The following is a 20,595-nucleotide window of genomic DNA, read 5'->3' on the forward strand; positions in this document are numbered from 1 at the left end:
AGTTGCATAGGATTGCTTTTTGTGTGGAAACTTGAGCATCTCACAATTTGCCCCGCTCAAGTTCCCTTCTGTCTCATTGAGACTGCCGCTGTATCAACCTTTTCAAGACTTTTCTACATCACTAAGGTCCCGAAGGCTCAGGCAAAACCACACTTGCCCTCCATGCCATCCTGCAAGCCCAGCAGTATGGCGGAACTGCCGCGTTCATTGATGCAGAACACGCGCTTGATCCGGAGTATGCCCGTCAATTGGGAGTTGACACAGATAACTTGCTGATTTCGCAACCCGATTCTGCTGAAATGGCACTGGCACTCGTTGAAACCTTGATTGAGTCGAAAGCGATCTCCGTGATTGTGATTGATTCTGTCGCTGCCTTGATTCCTGAAGCAGAGCGGGATGCCGAGATTGGCGATTACCTTGTCGGCATTCACTCTCGATTGATGAGCAAAGCACTGCGCCGCATTGTAGCTCGGTTCAACGCGACCCAATCCCACTGCATCGTCATCTTTACCAATCAACTTCGCTACCTGCAAGGTGTCGTCTATGGTTCACCGGAAACGACTACGGGAGGTCGCGCACTGCGGTTCTACGCTTCTCTACGTCTGGAGGTGCGGCGGATTCAAACGCTGAAACGAGGCACAGACGAATATGGCATCGTCGTCAAGGTGAAAGCGGTCAAAAATAAGGTCGCACCGCCATTTCGATCTGTTGAACTGAACCTCCAATTTGGCAGGGGCTTCGTGCCTGATGAAACGCTACCGTTCAATCAAAGCGATCCACAGTTAATGCTTGATGAGTTTTAGGGTGCAGCAAAACCTCTATTGGTCATGCCATTGCAACGATCTTGCACCCTAAATTAAGTTCGCCTGACTTCATCCTTCAAGTTTAGGGTGCATAACTTTGCTGATTGACCAGGCATTGCAGTGAATCGTTGCACCCTAAATCCTGCTGAATTATGCCTCGAAAGTGTCCTTGTCTCCGGCATCCCATTACCGTTGAAGAATTGCTTCAACTTGCCTGTCAACTTTCGCCCTCGGAACTTGGCGAATTGATTGCAGCCCTGTCAGCATTAAAAGAGGCAATCATACAAGACCAAGAAGTCCGTGCCACTACAGCTAGTAAAACTAGCGATCGCAATCCGAATGGTAAATCAGCCCATATTGCTTGGAAGCAGATCAATGGATGCGGTCCTTATCCCTATTTGCGATTCCGAGAAGGCAAGAAGTACCGCAGCTACTACCTCAAAGGACTCAGGAAAGAGAGCTAAAATTGAACACACTTACGGCGTTGATAGCTACGTGGGTGAGAATGATGACTTTTGAATTTGACCATTTGTTCATCTGTACTGACACCGGTGCTGCCATTGCCGATCGATTAGTTGAGTTTGGTTTGGTGGAAGGCGGATCGAGAACTCACACTGGGCAAAGCACTACAAATCGATGCTTCTTTTTTCACAATGCCATGCTGGAGTTGCTATGGGTGCATGATCCTACTGAAGCTCAATCTCACCTGATTCGTCCCACTCGACTTTGGGAGCGTTGGCAGGGGCGCAATCTTTCAACTGAGAGTGGAGTCGATCGCAGTTGTCCCTTTGGAATCTGTGTTCGTCCAGTAGACCGTTCAAGTGACGCGAACCCTGCGGGGAGCGAAGCTAGCACTTTTTCGAGTTGGGCTTACAAGCCACCTTACTTGCCTGAATCTGTCAGCATTGCAATTGCCACCAATAGCGATCGGTTAACCGAGCCGATGCTCTTCCAGATTCCGTTTGGTCAACGTCCAGATCGAGTACCTGCCGAGAAAGCACAACCTTTAGAGCATGGGACAGGCTGGCAGGAGATCACTCGTGTCGAGCTAGTGAGTCCAGTGGTCACGGAACCATCACCAGAACTACAAACACTACTGGATGCACAGATCGTTAGGTTAAGAGTTGGAACAGAATACTGCATTGAGCTTGGCTTTGATGGAGAATCACAAGGTCAACATCTGGATTTTTGTCCTGAGTTGCCGCTCAAGCTGTGCTGGTAGCTCAGATGACTGAATTCCATCGTTTCTCATCCTGTTACGCTCATGCACTACACCCTGATTATTCACGAAGTTGAAGATTACCCATCCTGGAAACAGATCTTTGATCAAGCCGCAATGATGCGTAAGCAAGCGGGTGAGCTTTCCTATCAGGTTTTGCGGGACGAGCATGATCCGAATAAGATTGTGCATTTCTCAGCCTGGACTTCCACACAAAATGTCAGAGACTTTTTTGAGTCGCCCGAATTAGTCGCAATTCGAGAACAAGCAGGCGTGAAGTCCCCAGAGTTTATCTACTTCGATCAGCTAGAGTCCGGTGTTTTGTAGTCATAGGAGACTGTTGTGAACCAATTCCCCCTTTCAGCCCAATCTGTTCCAGCCACGATGAGCATAATCAATGAACCGTCAGGGTGGTGATGGAAGCCTTATGCGACAAAAACCAAAGTGAGATTTTGGGCTTGTTTCGCAATTGGGGCAATTCGTATCGAAGCAGCAATTCCAAAATTGCAAGCACTAGTTGAGTGTGATTCGCGCCATTGCTCCAGGATGATGATCGGTAGGTGAGGAAGCAGAAGATGCAATGCCGTTGAGTCGAGGGGGTATCACCGCTGTGGCTGACGCAGCGGTGATACCCCCTCGACTCGGACTCACGCCGCATAATTATAATTATTCAACTTCACAAAATGTACTAATGACAATTTAGACAAACAACTCAGCAGAAACATTCACCATACTCTGATAAAAGTGCTTTTTGCATTCGCTTTCAGTACGTAGCATAGTACATCAGATTAAGACCGCCTATGATCGCTTTTAGCGTTTTGTATGGTTTGCATAGGGTCTCCGGTTAGCCATCGGTACACACGGCTTGAGCAATTGTCCCCTAATTGCCCAATTGCTGGAGTATTGCCCCCATGCTTGAGACTCATGAGGAGTGTCTTACCTGCTTAGAAACAATCCGATGGAATGGAACTCCAACTTGTCCTTACTGCGGATCAGTTAAAGCAACAGCGTATAAAAACGAACATCGATACCGTTGCAATAGTTGTTTCACTTCCTATAGTGTGACAGTTGGCACTCTTTTTCATAAAACCCATGTGGATTTACGAAAGTGGTTTCAGGCGATCTTTCTGCTTTGTAAGCTGAACCGTGATATCAGTATTCGGAAGCTTGCCGAGGAAATTCAAGTCAGTAGAACAACAGCGTCTCTAATTGTAGATCGAATTCGGAATATTCCCAGTGAGCAAACAGAAATGTTAAGACAAATCGTATGTGTTTTTGAGAAGATAAATTGAGGTGCGAAAAGGTACGAATGAAAAACTCAAACAAGAAAGAGCTTTATCAATTTATAAAAGTTCTTGTGGTTCCTGTATTGTCTTATCTTCCAGCTTTTCTACTTGTATGGTTGAGTTTTAGTGTCTTTAGACCTGCAACTATAAATCCTCAAGTACCTAAAGCAGCCAATCTGGAAAAGCAAGTAGAAGCAGAAGTGAAAAAGCAACTTGCTCTTCGGAGATCGGTACCTCAAGGAGAACTTCAGAAGCAAATCTCCGATGAAGTGCAGAAGGTAGCTAAAGAAGAAATAGAGAATCAAGAAAATAAAGTCAAAGGAGACTTATTCAGTCAAATATCTTTCCCTGTACTATTCGCAATCGCATCAATTTTTGCTGCTTTTGCCGTGAAGGATATCCTCACAGAAATTCTCAAAGACCAGGAAAAGGAAAAGATACAGCAAGAACTAGAATTAAAGTTGAGAGCAGAAATAGTACCGAAAGCCATTAAAACTAACCGACAAGAACTCAATGATCGCGTAGACGCGATTGAGGTGTACGCAATCTGGTTAGAGCATGAGTTATTGCAGATAATGATAGCTCATGCAATTGATGAGTTTCAGCTTCCTCTAAAAGCTAGACCAACCGAGAGGGAGAAAAGTAGTTTGATAGCGATCGAAAGACTCTACAGTAGGTCAAATATTGCGCTTGACAGAATTTCTGGCGAATTTGAGCTAGATCAGTTTAAGCTACTAAAACAGGTTAAGCATGAATTCTTTGCTGCAAAAATCAGAAGCCTTAAGCTGGAAATGTCGCTAGAGAACAAACTACTCTCAAAATTAAATGAAGCTCTCACAGATTCTAACGAAGATGAGTTATTGCTGGATGGTAGATACACGCGCATGGAGGATATCTTTCAATTACAGAAGAGCCTTTTCATAGACAAACTCTACAAGCTATACGAGCAAAGTGATGAATCTCAACAAGCTGATCTCGAACGCTTAATTACACTCATTAACCGCAATTCTAAAGATCTTGTTCGCAAGGCTAAAGAAAAGAAGGCAGAAGCCAAGAAGCTTCAAGACGAAGTTGCAAATGAAATTCAACTCTAGGATGCATTAGAAGAATCCTCTCAAAGTATTGAGACTATGAAGTACCACTACGCCCTAGCTTTGCAGTCCCTTTAAAATTTGTCTGTAGCACTCGGCAAAAGTTGAATTATATTTGCCTTGTTTAGGATCTCCAAAGGCGGTAGCCATTCTTTCACAGAATGTAATACATCTCCCAACTATTTCTTGTTCAGATATCCTGACTTCTGGATCATCACAGAAAGTGCCCAAATAACTCTTTAGTCTTGTCGCATACCCTGCCGCGCGCTCAGGATGTCCACATGAGTAGGTAGCACTAGCTATCTCATTTAAATTTTCCTGAACTGATTGCAGCCATTTACTTGGGGTTACGCAACTTACGTCAAATGATTCCCATCTAGATTGTTCTAAGAAAGTCTCATAGCTAAGATACTTGCCTTCTAATTCTTTGCACATTTCTTGCTGCAACTGCTCCTCTTCGCGAATTTTGGCTCGTATGACACTAATCCCCCAGTCAATGATCGAGCGATCCTCTGAGGAAAGTCTTCCTTTTTGGCTTTCTAGTCTTTGTAGAAGTTTGTTCAACTGCTCCTCCGTCAAATTCTCAATCTGAGCAAGTTGTTGCCGGAGCGAATTGTTCGGCATCCGCTTATTCATACGGTATTCTCCTTGTTACAAAAAAGCTGTACCGCTAACTGTGCCACTTAAGAAATTAGATAGTACATATAAACTGTAATACGAATAGTCTAATTAGAATATGAAGTTTGTGCGAGCAGAACGCGCCCCTAATTCGCTCCTAGCAAGCAGAGGTCCATTCTGAGGGACACTCTTACCACAGGATTCTCCGTTCTTTCGCGGCACTGTGCGACTGCGCTACAGGGATGAGCAACAGCAACGACAAACGCATTATCTGCATCTCTGGTATCGGCTTGGGCAAGTTGTCGCTCTATTGATCAAGGTCGATCTCAAATCGGTCGAAACGAGAGCGCTCCAGGTTGATTTCCATTACCCGCCTGATGCCGCCCCGCCGCAAGTCGTCTCAGTCACAACAGACCTGTCGAACCCTTAGCCAAAGGTAACTTGAGTTGAAAAAGCGAATCTCGATCGGCGACTGGCTCTAACCCTCATCCGTGATCCACTCACTCTACTATCTTTGACATGAAAGCTTGAGCATCTGAACTGTTATCTTCATTTGTTTGAAAAAGTTTTTGCTCTGGTGCTGCCCACTGACTGCGATCGGGAGAAGCCGCCGGACGAGCAAAAGATGCTCGGTTCCGAATCGCCAAAATTGCCTCCTCTTCTCGAATCATCGCAGGCACGATTAGCGATCGCTGTTCCAACAGATCCGCGATCTCACACTGCCCCGGTCTACCTTGATAAAACACCTCCTGCGCCGTCTTTCGCACGATCAACGCAATCTCAGCAGGGGTACAGAGATGTGTCGCCTTCAGCAGCTTTCGCCATTCTGAATCTGTAAAGTGCAGTTCCGGGAAGTACTTAGCGAGATGAACTTCAAAAATGTCCTTTCTCGCGCTCGCATGAGGGAGATCGACAAACACGATCGTATCAAAGCGGCGAATCAATTCCGGTGGCAGCTTCTCCAAACGATTGCAGGTCGCAACCACGTACACTGGCTCGGTTCGCTCCTGCATCCAAGTGAGTAGCTTATTGGCGAGTCGCCCCTCAATTCCGCCGTCTGCATCCGAATTCCAGCCTGCAAAGCCTTTATCAAAGTCATCGAAAAACAGAACGATCGGTGCATTGATGCAACACTGCTCTAGCAAGAAATCCAGATTCCGTTCAGACTGTCCAGGTTTCGCCGATCTCAAACTGCCCCAATTTGCTGCGAGTAAGGGCACGCCCATTTTGTTCGCTGCATACTTTGCAGACAGGCTTTTGCCCGTTCCGGGTGGTCCCCACAGCAGAATTCCTTTGGGTAACGATAGTCCATATTTTTGAGCATCTGGAGAAAGCAAAGCACAATCTCGATCTAAGATGGCTTCTAGTAAATTCAGCCCCATTGGTTGCACATCAGGCTGTGCCATGAATTCTAGACCGCGCTGTTTGAGCTTTGAGACTTTGTAGGTGAGCAGAGATCTCACCCAATCTTCGACAGTACAGCAAGTTCCTTTGTATAGCTCTAAAACAATCTTCAATTCCCCTAGCGGCAACCCTAGACAAGCCTGACTGATGCGATGAAAGGCTTCTGAATCGTTCAGAATAGAGCAAACCGATTGGATGAGATCATTGACGACTTGAGGATTGGGGAGCGGGTAACGAAGAGTCGGAATGAGCGGAATCAACGATGTTGGCAGATGACTCACATCGTCCATCAAAATGAGTTTAAGATTAGGCTGAAATCGTAATTCATAAAATGTGTCAATCAATTTCGCTATGGTTGCTGGATCTGGTTCGCCTGCTTGATTGAGCGTGAGCAGACCTTCAACAATAAACACACCCTTCTCGTAGTGAGACAAGATAAACCGCAAAATATCAGAAATGGCATCGTAGTATTCCGTCGAAAACTGAAGGCGACCGTTCAGCACTTCAACCTTTTGCAGGTGTTGAGTGCCACTGCTCCAGAAGCAAAGCCCATTTTTGGCAGATTGTAAGGACTGCTCCAGCAAAATATGTCGTTCTGTCGCTGGTGCTTGGATTGCCACAATCTGAGCTTTTGATTGCAATAGTTGAATCAGATCGTTCATCAAGGAAGACATCATTGTCATGAAAGCAAGAACAATGATTGAGTGAATCAGAATCATCGATGATTGTCCTCTCCACATTGGGGGTCAAACCTCTGCCAAATCGCAGAGTCGCAATCCATTGCAGCTTAAAAAGTGCCATTTTCCAGAGGCAAGCGATCGCTGTCTCTCCTTACAACAAAAGGGAGTGTTTTGAGAGGACTGGCTATGTTGCGACCTCGAAGGATCTTGCGCCGCCCCTTGCTCTGGGTTCAGGTCATTCTAGTTTGTCTTGTTTGCATTCTTTGGATGATCAGCACGATCAACCCTGGGCAAACAACCGAGGCTACCCTACCCACGCAAATCGAAACCACTCAAACCGGACAGTCACTGCTACTGCCGGATTGGAGCGTGATCAGTTTATCGATGCTGCCACCGTTTCAGATAGATGGGCAAGCCAATCTGCCGGATCGTTCGATTCGCTGGAAGGCAGGACAACCGATCAGTGAAGTCTTAAGATTGGGCGACTTAGCACAAGCCCTCCATGCTGAGGAGTTAACGCTGAGCCTCATTACCGAACGAAGTGACATCGCAACCCAGGATTCTGCGTTGAGTCAGTTTGAGCTAGCGACTCAACAGACGATTGGGCATCTGGCTGCGATCGTCCCCAATCTGGCTGAACGCAAAATTAGCGAAGTGTCTCCCATTCGCGCATTAGTGAATGATCGCAACACAGGGCAAACGATCGCGCAATTGTTAGCCAGTGAGCCTGCGATCGCATCTCGTCAACTCAAGTCCATTAATCTCACTCCCTATGAACTTTCTGCCATTCCTAATCTCGATGCAGTTCCTCTGAAAGATTTCCAAAATTGGCAGACTGCGATCGTCAGTCAGGTTCCTGGGTTGAGCCAACTTCCGCTCAATGCTTTTTCTCAACCACTAAATTCAGTAGGCGGCACGATTGCTCGAATTGACATGATTTATGGGGCAAAGGAGGCAGAGCGGAATCGCACGATTTCCGGTTCTTACCAACAAGGATTCAGTGTTGCTTGTACTGACAATTGCGCCTACGTCGAACTGGATGATTTGGAGAATATAGGACGCAATCAGCGAAATCGTTCAGAAGGATTGCAATGGATTTCAGGCAAGTATCAAACCGTAGACGGTGGAGAAGGCTGTTTAGCAGGAATCAATGGCGGCAAAGAACCGACAGGGCGACATCCCTTTGGCTCACTGTTCAAAGTGGTCGTCATGGAACCGAGTGAGGAGAGCGATCAAGTCGATACCGCTTTGTATTTTCGATTCAGTAGCGTCTGTGGTTCATCACCCTACATTCTGGGACCTGTTCCCTTCTTCCGGTATTCCACGAACTCCCTCATGTTCATTGGTGCATCGGATTGGCAAGCAGGCTTAACCGGACGATCCACTTCCAGTCAAGCTGTCCGTTCCGCAGAGCAAGCATCCCCTGAGTCTACCGACTCCTCGCGACGAATTCCTAGCCGTTGCTCAGATCAAACCGTACAAAGCATCCATTTAGATCGATTTGCTCAAGCGTTAGCCGCACTGGAGAGCCAGCAAGACTACATGGCAGTTGGAGTGTACACCTGTGCTGATGGCGGAAAGAACTGCGGTCGAGCATTGAGCAAATATCAATTCATGCCGTACAACGAGTTTGCTACAGCACTGATTCAAGCCAAACCGGGTGGAACTGAATTCCTAAAGCGTGTTCAAAACGGTGACTTACCCAGTGAGCGCGACTTGATGCAATTCTTCCCGCCTGCGGATCAAGATCAAGCTTTTCAGAATTCCATTGTCCAAAAAATCAATGCCAGTGCTGAGGAAGTTGATCCGAAAACAGGGCAACGCTTCACGGGCGATCGCTTACTCGAACGTGCTGCCCAAAAACATTTCGGCGGTGATGCTGCCGCGATCGACAGTCAGAGCAGTGATGCCCTGGGTGAACTATCGCTCCTAACTTACGGCATTAAAACCAGAGACTTCTACAACGCAAATCGTCAAAGTCGCTGTTAATTGGAGGTTCGATGAAGAAATTTCTTTTGCTATTCAAGGTTGGTGTTGCGATCGCAATCTTGATCACAATGCTCGGATTTTCTGGATGCACAAACCCAAAATTAGCCCTGACAGGCAAACCTCTGGAATGGAAAAATGCGACAGAGGTTGTGTCTCCTGAAGTCATTCAATCTATCCTTCAGCAAACCACATCCATTCCAGCCAATCAGTGGGCATCTGTCCCCGTTCGAGCCACAAAAATGCACGGTCAGCACTCTATAGTTCTTCTCAGCTTTCCTCAAATCTGTGGGCAATTGGGATGTTTAAGCGTTGCTTTCCCAGAACAGAATCCACATCCAATTTGGAATGCTTACTGGAACCCAAATTTACCGAAAGGAATTCCTGCCATTTTGCAGCATAACCAGCAAGACATTCCCGCTTTCGTTCTCAATCAATTAAACGGTCAGCAAATTCAGCAAATTCTTTACGCTTGGGATGGCAGCCAGTATCACCCTGAGCGAATTCTTCTCAATCCCTAATTCAGGAGCAGGTAGATGCACCCCAATGAACGGTTAATTCCTGAAAGCCAATTGGAAGCAGTCGTCGAAGAGAAAGTAAAGCAAATCTTAGCTGAGATGCTTGGGGTCACGCAGCAGCGATCGCGGCAAGAGTGGTTTGAAACCAACGATGCTTGGAGCTTACTCGACCTCAAGAACGCTGAGGATCTGAGACGCAAACGGCGCAATGGCTTTTTCAAACTGGGCTATCACTACCGCAAAGGCAATGAAGACCCTGGTGCAACCATGCCGCGATGGGAGTTCCACGTTCCGCGCTGCCAAGAGCGCCTTGCAGAAGATCCCGCTAAGTGGATGAAGCCGCGACGATCGGAGGCTTAGGACGATTCTCGTAACGAATTGCAGAAAGATAAGACTGCTGATGTTGTTCCTTAGAAATCCAACGTTGATATGTTTTCAAGTGAACTTCTGGACTGTGACCCATCATCGCTGCCATCACGGGAATCGGCATTCTGAACACAACCCCACCCCGAATTGCATAAGCGTGGCGTAGAGAATAAGGCGTGAATCCAACTCCCGCTCGCTTGAACGCTTTCGAGGTGCGATCGCCATAATCTTTGTGCAATTTAACCTTGAGTTGCGGCTTACACACTTCCCACAATTTCCATTCATGCACCCATTCGGGATAAAACGGCATCGCTTGATGCTCACCCGTCTTCCCATCTCTCACATTGGCGACCAGAATCAGCCCAAGTTCAGGATCTTCGACCCACTCTAATTCTGTGAACCAGCACTCATGATCCCGCAGTCCGTAAGCTGCCATCATGCCGTAAATCCATCGCCAACCTGGATGCTTAATTTTTTCAATGGCTTTCGCGATTTCGAGATCAGGCGGAATCACCCGTACTGCATCTTTGACGGAATAGTTTCCGCTGTAGGAAGAAAGGTCGATGTTGAGTCCACACCAAGCAGCGAAGGCTTGCAGCACTTGGCAGATCAACTGCCGCGATCGTGTGTTCTGACGGTAATGCTGCACCGCCGTTAGAATCGTTGCCTCATTCAATGGTCCATCGACGGGCAGCCATTTTAATGCAGGATTCCAGAACCGCTGTTTCCAGACAGAGTGGGCGATTTCGGGCGTTGCTTCATCGATTACCGTCTGCATTAAATGCAATCGGTAGCGTTCGACCCAATTGCCACAGGTTTCGGTTGCAACGGGTTCGTCTTCCAACCCTTCATAGGTCTTCCAATCAAATTTTTCACGAGCGATTAATGCACCCAGTTCGAGCGCTTTCGCTTCTGCTTGGGCGAGTCCGTCTTGACTGGCGTAGATTTTTAATGAAATCTGTTGCTGATAAGGCTGAGTCTTTTTCTTTCCAGGCTTGGGCGGCAAGGTGGCTTGGAGGTAAAGACGGTCGCCTCGTGGAAGCACGGAAACGCCGACTTTGGCAGCTTTAAGCCTTGCATTAATCGCCTCGATCGTGAGTTTGAGCTTCGGCATAACTGCATTAATGCTGCATTAAATTGGGCGCATATACCCTAGCACAAACGCACTTATTGGCATACAGATTATATATCTAGCGAAGCCTGAAAGCCTTGAAAATGCTTGATTTTATTGAAAGCTGGTGACAAGACTCGAACTTGCGACCGGCTGATTACAAATCAGCGCCTCTAGTATTTCAAAAGTCAACCATATTGAGCGTTTCAGCTTGTGAAAATTTAGCTTCCAATTATTGGATCACAATCTGGATCACAATCGTTAAAAGTTAGGTGTCATTGGAGACAATTGAGTGATTTTGGGTGAATTTAGAAGTCTCACCTCTGTTTTTCTAAAATTAGAGACGTATTAAGTTTTATAGCGTCATAGCCTTCCACCATTCAATTCAGAAAAAATCTGATGATTTCCCAGATGTTGTAGGATTGAAGACCTGTAAACTACGAAGCTCATGCTGCGACTTATTAGTCTAAAAACAGGACTGGGGCAGACTGTTCAAGCCCAACTTTATTTAATGCAGCAGCGTCATGTGAAAGACTTTGAGGGCTTTTGGCGAAGCATCCTACATGAGTTAGGGCAGGATGATGAATTTTGGGGTTGGGCGATGAAAAAACGATTAACTGCTTCTGACGATCGCTTTGAAGCTTATGCACTCGAATTTGAAGGATTGACCCAAGGATTAATGTGGATTGAAACGCAATGGCATCGATCATGGGTAAATTCTGTCTACCGCATTGTGTATATTGAAGCCTTGGCATCTGCCCCTTGGAATCGCCGTCGTCTTGAAGATCCACCCTATCTTGATGGAGTTGGAACGGCACTGCTCCTATTTGCTCGACGGCGAAGTGTCGCTTTAGGATATGAAGGGCGCGTTGGACTCCACGCTTTATCGACATCAGAAGGGTTTTATGAACGTCGCAATATGACGGATTATGGGCAAGACCCAGATAAGGAAGATTTGAGATATTTTGAGTATGGGCGATTGCTGCAACCGCTAGAGGATTGAGAGGCTGAATCATGAATGATGAGATGCTGCGGAAACAATACGAACAAACTGGCGATTTGTTGGACATTCTAGACAACCCCACGGTTCTGGAAGAAGTCGTTCGCCTCGAATCAGAATTCGATGAGATTGGGGCTGGGTTCCCTGCGTATTCCAGGAATCCGAAGCCTGTTACACCTGCTCAAGCGAAGGCAGTCATGCGAAAGGTGAGATTGCAGTCAATGGTGTTGAGCGACCTAGCAGAACTGATTCAGTCTGTCAATTTAGGTGCGGGAATTGAAGCAGCGATCACAGAAGGGAGACGGCGTATTCGTCAGCATTTAGCTCATCTCACGGATGAACAGCAAGCCTATTTCGATGCTTTGATTGACGAGGATCAGCTTCAGCCCCCAGACAAACCGCTTCGTGCCCAACTGAAGTCAGTAGTCCATTCGTTACTCTCGCCTTCAGATTGGAATGCGATTGGACAAGCTGCAACGCAAGCCATTCAAAACCATTGGGACGAGTTCATTCAAAGCTCTAAAACTGCCTGAGTCGAGATAATCGCACAACCGCTCTTTACAATTCGGTTGAAATAGCGCGATCGCAAGATTTACTACAGGTTGGCATTGCGTTTGACATAACGCAATGAGGTGCGTGGCTGGAGAATGAGGCGTAAGGTTCAAGTGATGCCTCGACTATAATGAAAGATGTTGTTCAAGGAAACCCTATGAATCAACACTCATCGAACACACTCCGAGTCACGCTTCGGTTAGAAGCGCAGGCTTCCGGCAGAGTTGCGGCTTCAGTCATTGAATTTCCTGATTGTCGAGTAGAGGCAGCAACGCGGGAGGCAGCGATCTCAAAAGTCCAGGCTGCTTTTTTGGAACAACTTGCCCGTAGTGAGACGATTTCGTGGGATGTGCCTTTGCCAAATCAAGATTTGAATGGTTCTGAACGGAGAGTAGAAAGCCCGTGGATTAAGTATGCCGGGATGTTCAAAGATGATCCAGACTTTGCAGAAATTGCAGCGGCGATTCGAGCAGAACGGGAAGTTGAGGACGAGACAGAGGTCGATCCTTCCGTTTATTCGTTAGAAGGTTGAGGACAGAACTTGTACATTCTCGATACCGATCATGTCTCGCTTTGGCTAGAGGATCATCCAACCGTTAGGAACAAAGCAGCCGAATTTGAGGCAGATCTTGCAATTACGATCGTGACCGTTCAAGAACTGTTTAATGGTTGGGTGGGTCGCCTCAATAACCCTGCTCAGGCAAATCATCAAGTTCGACTTTATGCAAAATTGTCGAGAATCGTGGCGTATTTGCAAGAGGTTAAGGTTTTAGAGCTAGATGATGTCGCCGATCGCTGTTTTCGCCAAATGCTAACGGACTACCCCAACTTGCGGAAAAATCGGATTCAGAAGGATATGCGGATTGCTGCAATTGTACTTTCTCGCAATGCTACAAGTTGTCACCCAGAATCTTCGAGACTTCGAGCAAGTGCCAGGGCTGAAGATTGAGGATTGGAGTCTCTAAGAAACGGACGTATTGGATGCCAAAAGGCTTCAGGCAAACGCTGATAAAACTCGCGATGCAACCGTTGGATAAATTCTGGGCTGACGAAATCGAGTGATTGTCAAGTCGGATCAAGATCTAATAGGGTTTGAACTTGGATATGGGCTTTGGCTTCAAACTGTAAATTTCGCTGCTCTGGGTCGCTGGAGAAGTCTTGTAATAGAGCGCGTTCGATATCGATCAGGCGAGTACAATGTCCTTCAATCAGATTGCTGTAGTAGCAATTCATCGATCGAACTAATTCCCTTAGTGATCGCAAGACAATTAGATGGAATCCCTGGGTCAGTTGACCTGCTTTTGAGGCAAGCCCGATCACTAAGTCTTCCAAGTGATATGCAAGTTCGAGAAGGCTTGATTCATACTGCCGATAAGGGACTGCTGAATCGGCAATACTATTGCCGATAAAAAAGTTTCCAGAACGCCCTTTTACTCTACCTTATAAGTTCTCATTAACTTATTTTTGCCGATCTTTCTGCCGCTTTTATGGCGAGAAGTAAAGAGGTTCCAGACCTGAAGTTGAAAGTTTTTTCTATATTAGCTTCTGAGTCACTCGCGATCAGTAAGCTTGGCAACTGACGTTGCTTGAAAGCAGCAAAAATATTAAATGACGATTCTGCATAATATTTTTCAACTGCCTGAGATACAGGTGAAGGCTCATTGGTGCTGCTCACCGACCTTCAAAACCTAATCATTCTCAAGTGAGTTACTACTATGAAACGTTCTTCTTCTGCTTTGGCTGCAACAATCATGATCACCTTAGGTGGAATTGGCATGACCGCTGCTCAAATGCTCTCGCCGATCGTACCGCAAGCTCAAGCGGCTTACTGCCAAAATCAAAGCTTCACCGCTCGGATCGTGTTCTCTCCAACGCGGGTAAGATCCCAACCGAACACGCAATCAGGAGTTGTGAAGCAGTTGCAACCTGGGACAGTACAGTTTTCGACCTTTGTGTATGGCGAGACGATTGCCGATGCGTGGACGGGGCAGCCTGACAACAAGTGGTTCAAGCTAGCAGATGGGAGTGGGTATGTGGCGAGTGCGGTCGTCGCGGGTTATCCGCCCAATACATGCACTGACGGTGGTGGCGGTGGAGAAGTCAGAACTAAAGCTGATCAATTCTTCAACTGGGCGAATGGTCAATGGTCAATTTCACGACGCGATCCCAATACCAGTGGCTTAAATGGTCAATGTGTTTCTCTAGTCGTTCGCTACTTGCAAGATGTCTTTTTCAATCAAAGCTCTGCATCTGTAGCTTACGGTCATGGAAAAGATGTGGCAAATGGCGTTGCGAACAAAGTTGGCAACTACTTTGAACCCGTTACTCTCAATGGCTTACCAAAACGGGGTGCGATCGTGTCCTTCCGAGGTGCAACACCTTATTATGCTCAGTGGGGACACGTTGCGATCGTCCTTGATGCCAACAACAACGCAGGTCGCCAAGCATTAATCCTTGAATCTAACGCAGATGGCAATGCCCCGAACACTAAAGTTCAAGCGCGATGGGTGAATCTCGATAGCTATGCAGGTGGAACTGTAGGATGGACAAACCCAAAATTCTAGAAGTTTCTTAGCACAATCTATGGGCGACTAAATTAGGTCGCCCAAATCTTTGGAGAATTGGCAATGCGTATCTTTTATCTTCCTTTGACGATCGTAGCAACACTTTCTATCTTCATGAGCGAAAGTAGACTAGCTCTGGCTGGAAGTGAGAGCGGTGTTCCAACAGTAGAAAGTTCCGAAGCTGCAACTGGTGCAACTACAAGCTCAACGACCTCAGCCCCAACCTCTAGTACTGTAAATGCTTCTACGAATAGCCAATCGATCAATCAACCGATTAATCAGCAGAATGGTGTTATTCAGGTCACAAATTCTGGACTTAGCAATTTGACATATCCGAACTGTGGAGGCTCATGTGCTTTTGCAATTGGGCGTGTCATCTCCAATAGCAATGGAACAAGCGGAATGGAAGCAGTCGCAGGCGTTGTTTTTCAGTTCCGTTCACCAGAAAACACTCAGGCTGATGCATTTAAACTGACAGCACAGGCACAAGCCGATCACTTGCAGCAGGAAACAACAGCAACATTAGCAGAGAAGTTAGCAGAAGCTTTAGAATCTGGCAAGATGGAGCGGGCAAATATTTTTGCGATGATTTTGTCGCAGCGATTGGGGTACACCGATTATCAGAAATTGATGGAGCAAATTAGAACAAAACGCTTCTAAATGCTTTCTAAAGTTTTTCCTGATGAGTCGAAAAATATGAGAGCATAGAGTTTGTGTTGTAAAAAATTACAGATCATGCTTCTCCCCTGAGTAGCCCTCAAATAATAGGTATGGACGAACAGCTTCGATTCCTTTGGCAAGAGACGTTAAAAGCACCACAAAAAAGTCGAGATCGAGCGCGATCGATGAGTCGGCTTCTGTCTCGATTACAACGGCTTCCTAATCTAAGAAAGGCTTCTCATCTAGATTATTCCTCTGCATTGAGCCGCACTTGGGAATGGGTGAGTGAGAACATCGAGCAATTTCAGCCTAGCTCAGACTCTCTTGAAGCGGATTTTACCCGATGGATTAATGGATATCTGAACTGGCGGGTTCGAGATCTGTATTCTGCACGTTCTGATGATGTCAAAAGTTTAGATCAAGTTGTTCGTGGAGATGGGCAAACCTTGCTAGATCGTTTGGACGAAACTGGATCGATGATGCCCAGTCTATCCGGACTAGATAAGCTCATTGAAGATCTTCAGAAGCAGAAGCGTCAAAGTCTTGGATTGAAGGTTGAAGATTACATCAAAGCTGACCCTGAGCAAGTCTTACGCTCTTGCTTTCCAAAGTCTAACTCAGACTGTAATTGTCACATCTTGAGTTTGCGAGTGTTAGTTAATGATCCACCAGACTCTTTTACTGTTTTATCAAAGGAGCTAGGCATTCCTTATCAGTCGCTAATTAGCCATTGGAAACGCAAATGCCTAGTTCTACTTCGCGATTTTGCTGAAAAGCAAAATAATGACCAAGGAGAACTATGAACAACATTGAACCCCTAACATTTACGGTTCCTCTAACTGATGAGGCTCATCGCTTAGCTCAAAGATTTTCATCTGAGCAATCCTCGATCACAAGAGGGAAGCGAGTTTATCTAAATACTCTAGCAGTGTGTGCAGTGCAGGCTTATTTGCACTATATTGGCAGACTGGATATTGACCTAACTCAGAGTGAGTGCTGCGATTCCGGACTAACGACGATCCTGGATGTGGCAGACCTTGTGATTCCTGCTGTCGGACGCTTAGAATGCCGTGCGGTGCTGCCAGGAGAGACTCGGATTGTTCTACCCCCAGAAGTCGTTGACGATCGAATTGGATATGTTGCAGTTCAATTTCACGATCGCCTAGATCAAGTTGACTTACTAGGATTTGCATCAGGTGATGTGGGTGAAGTGATTGAACTAAGTACGCTACGTCCGATCGAGGCTCTAGTCGATATTGCGATCGCTGCTCCAAATCCCATTACTGATCTAGCACAGATTTTGCAAGGCAGGCTTGAATCGGGTTGGCAGACGATTCAGAGTCTTTTCAGCACTGAGGAGAATTTGGCTTACGCTCTGAGAACAACAACTTCATCGGGCGTTAGCGACTTTAATGCAGGAAAAATAATCAACCTCAATGTGCAATTGCGTGAGTTGGTAGTGTTGTTGCTGGTTGGCGTAGCGATCGAATCAGACGAGCGAATTCGGACTCGAATCCGAGTTTGCCCAACTCAAGGCGAAGCTTTATTACCAGCATATCTTCAGTTACTGCTTATTGATGATCAAGGAGCAGTACTGCATCAAGTGCAATACCCGAATCCAATGGAATTTATTCAACTTCCAACATTCAGGCTGCCGCGTGACAGTCGCTTCGATGTAGAAGTAGCACTCTCAGATGCACGAGTTCGGGAAACCTTTGTGGTCTAGCTATGAGCAACATTGTTTATCTTCGGATTGGGCAAGGGGACTTTACTCAGGGCTTTGCAGAAGTTTGGATGCGTCTAGAAGTTAACAAAATGCTTGTAGCGCAAGAGTCTGGTAGCTTGCCTCCCCAGCCTGAACTTCACCAACTCTATGAAAACTGGCGATTCCTGCATGAAGCTTTTTACGAGCAGCGTCATGTACGTGGGAGATCGGCAATTGAAATAGAAGCAACTGGAATCACTGGATTTTCAGAGGCAAATTTTCGTCAAGTTAGCGAACAGGTACGAACAGTGATGCAGCGCTGGCTAAGCTCTGAGCCGTTTATGAACATTGAACGGCAACTTCGGACAATGTTGAACCGATCAGATACGATTGAGATTATTCTCGAAACCCAAAATGATCGTTTACCTCGCTTACCCTGGCATTTCTGGAGATTTGTCGAAGACTACCCAAATGCTGAAATTGCCTTCAGTCGCCCTCAGTTCACGCAGGTTATTCTCCATCGGCATCATAGTCAACTTCGGATTTTAGCAATCTTCGGCAATTCTCATGATCTGAATCTGAATGAAGATATTGAATTATTGAAGAAGTTAAACATTGAACCGACATTCTTGGTTGAACCTTCTGTTCCTGAATTAACAGATGCGCTGCACGATACAAAGGGTTGGGATATCTTGTTTTTTGCAGGGCATAGCTCATCGCGTCAAGGTGGACAAATAGAATTAAGTATGACGCAATCTGTAGCTGTCTCAGAGCTAAAGTATGGGCTGAGAAAGGCGATCGAGCAGGGATTAAAACTAGCGATTTTTAACTCTTGCGATGGATTGGGTTTAGCACAAGATCTCGCAGATTTGAATCTGTCGATCGCAATTGTCATGCGTGAAGCGGTTCCAAATCGAGTTGCTCAAGATTTTCTGAAGTACTTTTTAGAGAATTTTGTATCTGGGCAATCGCTGCACTTATCTGTAAGAAAGGCGCGGGAACAACTTCAAGGCATTGAACAGGACTTCCCATGTGCAACTTGGCTACCTACAATTTTTCGCAATCCTGCTGAGACAATCCCGACTTGGCAGACGTTACGAGGCGAAGATGCTCATCCGATTCCAACTCGTAGAAAACCCTTGAAACTGCGGAAAGTAGCTGCGCTTTCAATGCTGATTATGGTTTGTGTCGTTGGAATTCGATCGATTGGCATACTTGGAAGTGCAGAACTGTGGTTGTACGATCGATTAATGCAAATTCCGCAACCTGGTGCAGCATTAGATTCAAGGATGCTACTAGTAACGATCAATGATGAAGATGTGCAAAAGTTTGGGAAACCAATCAGCGATCTCATAATCGCTCAAGCGCTTTCAAAGCTAACAGCGTTGCAACCTCGTGCGATTGGATTAGATGTATATCGCGATCCACCATCAGGCGAAGGTCAAAAGGAACTGGTAGAAGTCTTGAAGACTAATTCAGGCATTGTCGCTTTATGTCGAGTCGGAGAAGAAACTGGACTAGCAGAGATTAAGCCACCTCCGGGAGTCCCACAAAATCAACAAGGATTTGCTGATGCTTTGCTAATAGATTCTGACGAAGTTATTCGTCGTTATATTCTTGCAATGGAGCAGAGGGAAAATATTAAGTGTAGAACTCAGTATTCGTTTGCATTTCAGCTTCTATTGAGATCGATTGATCCAGCTAAAAAGCTTAATTATGCTTTCGGAAAGTTCGTGCAGATAGGAGGCAGTAAGATTCCGATGGTTAACAGTAGCACTGGTGTATATGCAACTGAAGATTTGAGAGGATCACAAATCCTACTACGGTATCAACCCAGTGGTCGTTTTGAAGAAATTTCTCTAAACGCTCTGCTAAGTCGATCGGACTGGTATATGAGGCAGCAAATTCGCGATCGCATTGTCCTAATCGGATACGCGACGGTCAATACAAAAGACGTTCATCCAACCCCAGTTGGCAAGCAGTATGGTGTCAGAATCCATGCACAAGCACTCAGTCAATTACTAGATGCTGTTGAAGGGCGAGGATCAGTCTTAGGGCAATTCAATCCGAATCTTGCGCTTTGGGTTGGGATGTGGACAGTTTTAGGTGGAGTGTTGGCAAATCAGCGCTGGCGACTTCGATCACTCAGTTATGTGATAGTTCTGGGTGTGCTGCTTATGATATGTATTCATTGGTTTGGCTTGACTCAGGGAGCCTGGTTTCCCTTTTTGCCAGCTTTTCTTGGGTACAGTGTGGCTTGCGTCGTAGTGCTATATTTTGCTTTAGGACATAGAAAAAATAAGGAGTTGAATTAATGCGTTGGCTTATACTACTACAAACTAGTCTGTGGGTTGTATTAAGTTCGGGATTGCCTGGTAGCGTATCTGCACAAAGCAAATCTCCAGCAGGTGGAGGGCGACCCATTAATCGTGCTGATGGAGGAGATCGTGGATGCAACATTTTGAGAAGAAATGCTTCTGAGCAATTGTTTGCTCTGGTTCCTGCACAAAAAGAAGCGATTATTTATAAAGAGCCTGGTATGCTATGGGTTTATAATCCCTACACCTCAGATCAACCCCTCAAGGCTAAGTTGACATTGCGAGACGAAAAAGCAGAAATCGTGGGTAAGCCTATAGAAGTCACATTACCTACAACGCCTGGTATTGCTGGAGTCAAATTGCCAACTCTTGGGAAACAGCAATCCTACCAGTGGTATTTCTCAATTATCTGCTCACGGACTCAACCATCGAAAAATCCGATGGTAAGTGGTCCGATTCGTCGGGTTGATGCAAGGTCTTCATCATTAACTCAGATTAAACCTGGATTGCCGTCAGAACAAATCGCGATGATCTATGCCAAATCTGGGTTATGGAATGATGCGATTACGGTCCTTGCATCATCAGGAAAAATACAAGGTAACACGATGAAGGTTTGGACTGAACTTTTGCGTTCCGAGCAACTCGAAGGATTGGCTAATAAACCAATTGCCCCTGTTAGATAGGATGTTGTGTACCTTCGTTCAAGCGCAGCAA

23 protein-coding genes, 1 tRNA gene and 2 pseudogenes are annotated in these 20,595 nt (G+C 46.1%); 20 read left to right on the forward strand and 6 right to left on the reverse strand.

All coding sequences use genetic code 11. The features are described from left to right. Nucleotides 1-137: 137 nt before the first annotated feature. The 6 genes and pseudogenes from ACQ4M5_RS31670 to ACQ4M5_RS31695 all read left to right on the forward strand — a co-directional run. A pseudogene (locus ACQ4M5_RS31670) lies at nt 138-803 on the forward strand (hypothetical protein); the annotation flags it as partial. A gap of 152 nt (nt 804-955) precedes the next feature. After that, complete coding sequence (locus ACQ4M5_RS31675) at nt 956-1,267, forward strand: hypothetical protein (RefSeq protein WP_430679798.1); 312 nt, start codon at nt 956-958, stop codon at nt 1,265-1,267. Between the two features lie 41 nt (nt 1,268-1,308). Continuing rightward, nucleotides 1,309-2,025, forward strand: a complete 717-nt coding sequence (locus ACQ4M5_RS31680; protein ID WP_430679799.1) for a hypothetical protein — start codon at nt 1,309-1,311, stop codon at nt 2,023-2,025. Nucleotides 2,026-2,067: 42 nt separating this feature from the next. Then, on the forward strand, nt 2,068-2,349 hold the full coding sequence (locus ACQ4M5_RS31685; RefSeq protein WP_430679800.1) for a putative quinol monooxygenase: 282 nt from the start codon (nt 2,068-2,070) through the stop codon (nt 2,347-2,349). Nucleotides 2,350-2,933: 584 nt separating this feature from the next. Next, nucleotides 2,934-3,314, forward strand: a complete 381-nt coding sequence (locus ACQ4M5_RS31690) for a transposase (protein WP_430679801.1) — start codon at nt 2,934-2,936, stop codon at nt 3,312-3,314. Nucleotides 3,315-3,331: 17 nt separating this feature from the next. Next, on the forward strand, nt 3,332-4,402 hold the full coding sequence (locus tag ACQ4M5_RS31695; protein ID WP_430679802.1) for a hypothetical protein: 1,071 nt from the start codon (nt 3,332-3,334) through the stop codon (nt 4,400-4,402). A gap of 54 nt (nt 4,403-4,456) precedes the next feature. Here ACQ4M5_RS31695 and ACQ4M5_RS31700 read toward each other — a convergent pair whose 3' ends face one another. Next, nucleotides 4,457-5,035, reverse strand: coding sequence for a hypothetical protein (locus ACQ4M5_RS31700; protein WP_430679803.1), 579 nt, complete (start codon nt 5,033-5,035; stop codon nt 4,457-4,459). Between the two features lie 187 nt (nt 5,036-5,222). On the opposite strand from ACQ4M5_RS31700, the pseudogene ACQ4M5_RS31705 reads away from it, so the two are divergent. Then, nucleotides 5,223-5,447: pseudogene (locus ACQ4M5_RS31705) on the forward strand (DUF3370 family protein); the annotation flags it as partial. 70 nt (nt 5,448-5,517) lie between these two features. On the opposite strand, the gene ACQ4M5_RS31710 reads toward ACQ4M5_RS31705, so the two are convergent. Further along, nucleotides 5,518-7,140 carry an ATP-binding protein gene (locus tag ACQ4M5_RS31710; RefSeq protein WP_430679804.1) on the reverse strand — a complete coding sequence of 541 codons (1,623 nt, stop codon included), beginning with the start codon at nt 7,138-7,140 and terminating at the stop codon, nt 5,518-5,520. Nucleotides 7,141-7,287: 147 nt separating this feature from the next. On the opposite strand from ACQ4M5_RS31710, the gene ACQ4M5_RS31715 reads away from it, so the two are divergent. The 3 genes from ACQ4M5_RS31715 to ACQ4M5_RS31725 are packed head-to-tail and all read left to right on the forward strand — an operon-like array spanning nt 7,288 to nt 9,965. Beyond that, on the forward strand, nt 7,288-9,090 hold the full coding sequence (locus ACQ4M5_RS31715) for a hypothetical protein (protein WP_430679805.1): 1,803 nt from the start codon (nt 7,288-7,290) through the stop codon (nt 9,088-9,090). A gap of 11 nt (nt 9,091-9,101) precedes the next feature. Further along, nucleotides 9,102-9,608: a hypothetical protein gene (locus ACQ4M5_RS31720; protein WP_430679806.1), complete on the forward strand. Its 507-nt coding sequence runs from the start codon at nt 9,102-9,104 to the stop codon at nt 9,606-9,608. Between the two features lie 15 nt (nt 9,609-9,623). After that, nucleotides 9,624-9,965 carry a hypothetical protein gene (locus tag ACQ4M5_RS31725; protein ID WP_430679807.1) on the forward strand — a complete coding sequence of 114 codons (342 nt, stop codon included), beginning with the start codon at nt 9,624-9,626 and terminating at the stop codon, nt 9,963-9,965. Here the strand turns inward: ACQ4M5_RS31725 and ACQ4M5_RS31730 are convergent. Continuing rightward, nucleotides 9,931-11,085, reverse strand: a complete 1,155-nt coding sequence (locus tag ACQ4M5_RS31730; protein WP_430679808.1) for a hypothetical protein — start codon at nt 11,083-11,085, stop codon at nt 9,931-9,933. The two genes, ACQ4M5_RS31725 and ACQ4M5_RS31730, sit on opposite strands and share 35 nt — an antisense overlap. 122 nt (nt 11,086-11,207) lie before the next feature. Continuing rightward, nucleotides 11,208-11,287 (reverse strand) — tRNA-Thr (locus ACQ4M5_RS31735). 243 nt (nt 11,288-11,530) lie between these two features. On the opposite strand from ACQ4M5_RS31735, the gene ACQ4M5_RS31740 reads away from it, so the two are divergent. From ACQ4M5_RS31740 to ACQ4M5_RS31755, 4 genes are all read left to right on the forward strand, one after another. Then, nucleotides 11,531-12,085, forward strand: a complete 555-nt coding sequence (locus ACQ4M5_RS31740; RefSeq protein WP_430679809.1) for a hypothetical protein — start codon at nt 11,531-11,533, stop codon at nt 12,083-12,085. Between the two features lie 11 nt (nt 12,086-12,096). Beyond that, nucleotides 12,097-12,615: a hypothetical protein gene (locus ACQ4M5_RS31745; RefSeq protein WP_430679810.1), complete on the forward strand. Its 519-nt coding sequence runs from the start codon at nt 12,097-12,099 to the stop codon at nt 12,613-12,615. 176 nt (nt 12,616-12,791) lie between these two features. Beyond that, nucleotides 12,792-13,166: a hypothetical protein gene (locus ACQ4M5_RS31750; protein WP_430679811.1), complete on the forward strand. Its 375-nt coding sequence runs from the start codon at nt 12,792-12,794 to the stop codon at nt 13,164-13,166. A 9-nt stretch (nt 13,167-13,175) separates the two neighbouring features. Then, on the forward strand, nt 13,176-13,583 hold the full coding sequence (locus ACQ4M5_RS31755) for a type II toxin-antitoxin system VapC family toxin (RefSeq protein ID WP_430679812.1): 408 nt from the start codon (nt 13,176-13,178) through the stop codon (nt 13,581-13,583). Nucleotides 13,584-13,699: 116 nt separating this feature from the next. Here the strand turns inward: ACQ4M5_RS31755 and ACQ4M5_RS31760 are convergent, their stop codons facing one another. Both ACQ4M5_RS31760 and ACQ4M5_RS31765 read right to left on the reverse strand, forming a co-directional pair. Next, complete coding sequence (locus ACQ4M5_RS31760; RefSeq protein ID WP_430679813.1) at nt 13,700-13,966, reverse strand: hypothetical protein; 267 nt, start codon at nt 13,964-13,966, stop codon at nt 13,700-13,702. Nucleotides 13,967-14,087: 121 nt separating this feature from the next. Then, a complete protein-coding gene (locus ACQ4M5_RS31765; protein ID WP_430679814.1) occupies nt 14,088-14,309 on the reverse strand; it encodes a hypothetical protein in 222 nt (73 codons plus the stop codon). 40 nt (nt 14,310-14,349) lie between these two features. Here ACQ4M5_RS31765 and ACQ4M5_RS31770 point away from each other — a divergent pair, with 40 nt between their 5' ends. The 6 genes from ACQ4M5_RS31770 to ACQ4M5_RS31795 all read left to right on the forward strand — a co-directional run bounded on the left by ACQ4M5_RS31770 (nt 14,350) and on the right by ACQ4M5_RS31795 (nt 20,564). Further along, nucleotides 14,350-15,198 carry a CHAP domain-containing protein gene (locus tag ACQ4M5_RS31770; RefSeq protein WP_430679815.1) on the forward strand — a complete coding sequence of 283 codons (849 nt, stop codon included), beginning with the start codon at nt 14,350-14,352 and terminating at the stop codon, nt 15,196-15,198. Between the two features lie 63 nt (nt 15,199-15,261). After that, a complete protein-coding gene (locus tag ACQ4M5_RS31775; RefSeq protein WP_430679816.1) occupies nt 15,262-15,858 on the forward strand; it encodes a hypothetical protein in 597 nt (198 codons plus the stop codon). Between the two features lie 110 nt (nt 15,859-15,968). Beyond that, a complete protein-coding gene (locus ACQ4M5_RS31780; RefSeq protein ID WP_430679817.1) occupies nt 15,969-16,661 on the forward strand; it encodes a hypothetical protein in 693 nt (230 codons plus the stop codon). Then, on the forward strand, nt 16,658-17,584 hold the full coding sequence (locus ACQ4M5_RS31785; RefSeq protein ID WP_430679818.1) for a DUF1822 family protein: 927 nt from the start codon (nt 16,658-16,660) through the stop codon (nt 17,582-17,584). Before ACQ4M5_RS31780 ends, ACQ4M5_RS31785 begins: the two co-directional genes overlap by 4 nt. Nucleotides 17,585-17,586: 2 nt before the next feature. Continuing rightward, nucleotides 17,587-19,878: a CHASE2 domain-containing protein gene (locus tag ACQ4M5_RS31790; protein WP_430679819.1), complete on the forward strand. Its 2,292-nt coding sequence runs from the start codon at nt 17,587-17,589 to the stop codon at nt 19,876-19,878. Continuing rightward, nucleotides 19,878-20,564, forward strand: a complete 687-nt coding sequence (locus tag ACQ4M5_RS31795; RefSeq protein ID WP_430679820.1) for a DUF928 domain-containing protein — start codon at nt 19,878-19,880, stop codon at nt 20,562-20,564. Before ACQ4M5_RS31790 ends, ACQ4M5_RS31795 begins: the two co-directional genes overlap by 1 nt. The last annotated feature ends 31 nt before the right edge of the window (nt 20,565-20,595 follow it).

This window comes from Leptolyngbya sp. AN10 (assembly GCF_050565645.1).
GTDB lineage: Bacteria > Cyanobacteriota > Cyanobacteriia > Leptolyngbyales > Leptolyngbyaceae > Leptolyngbya.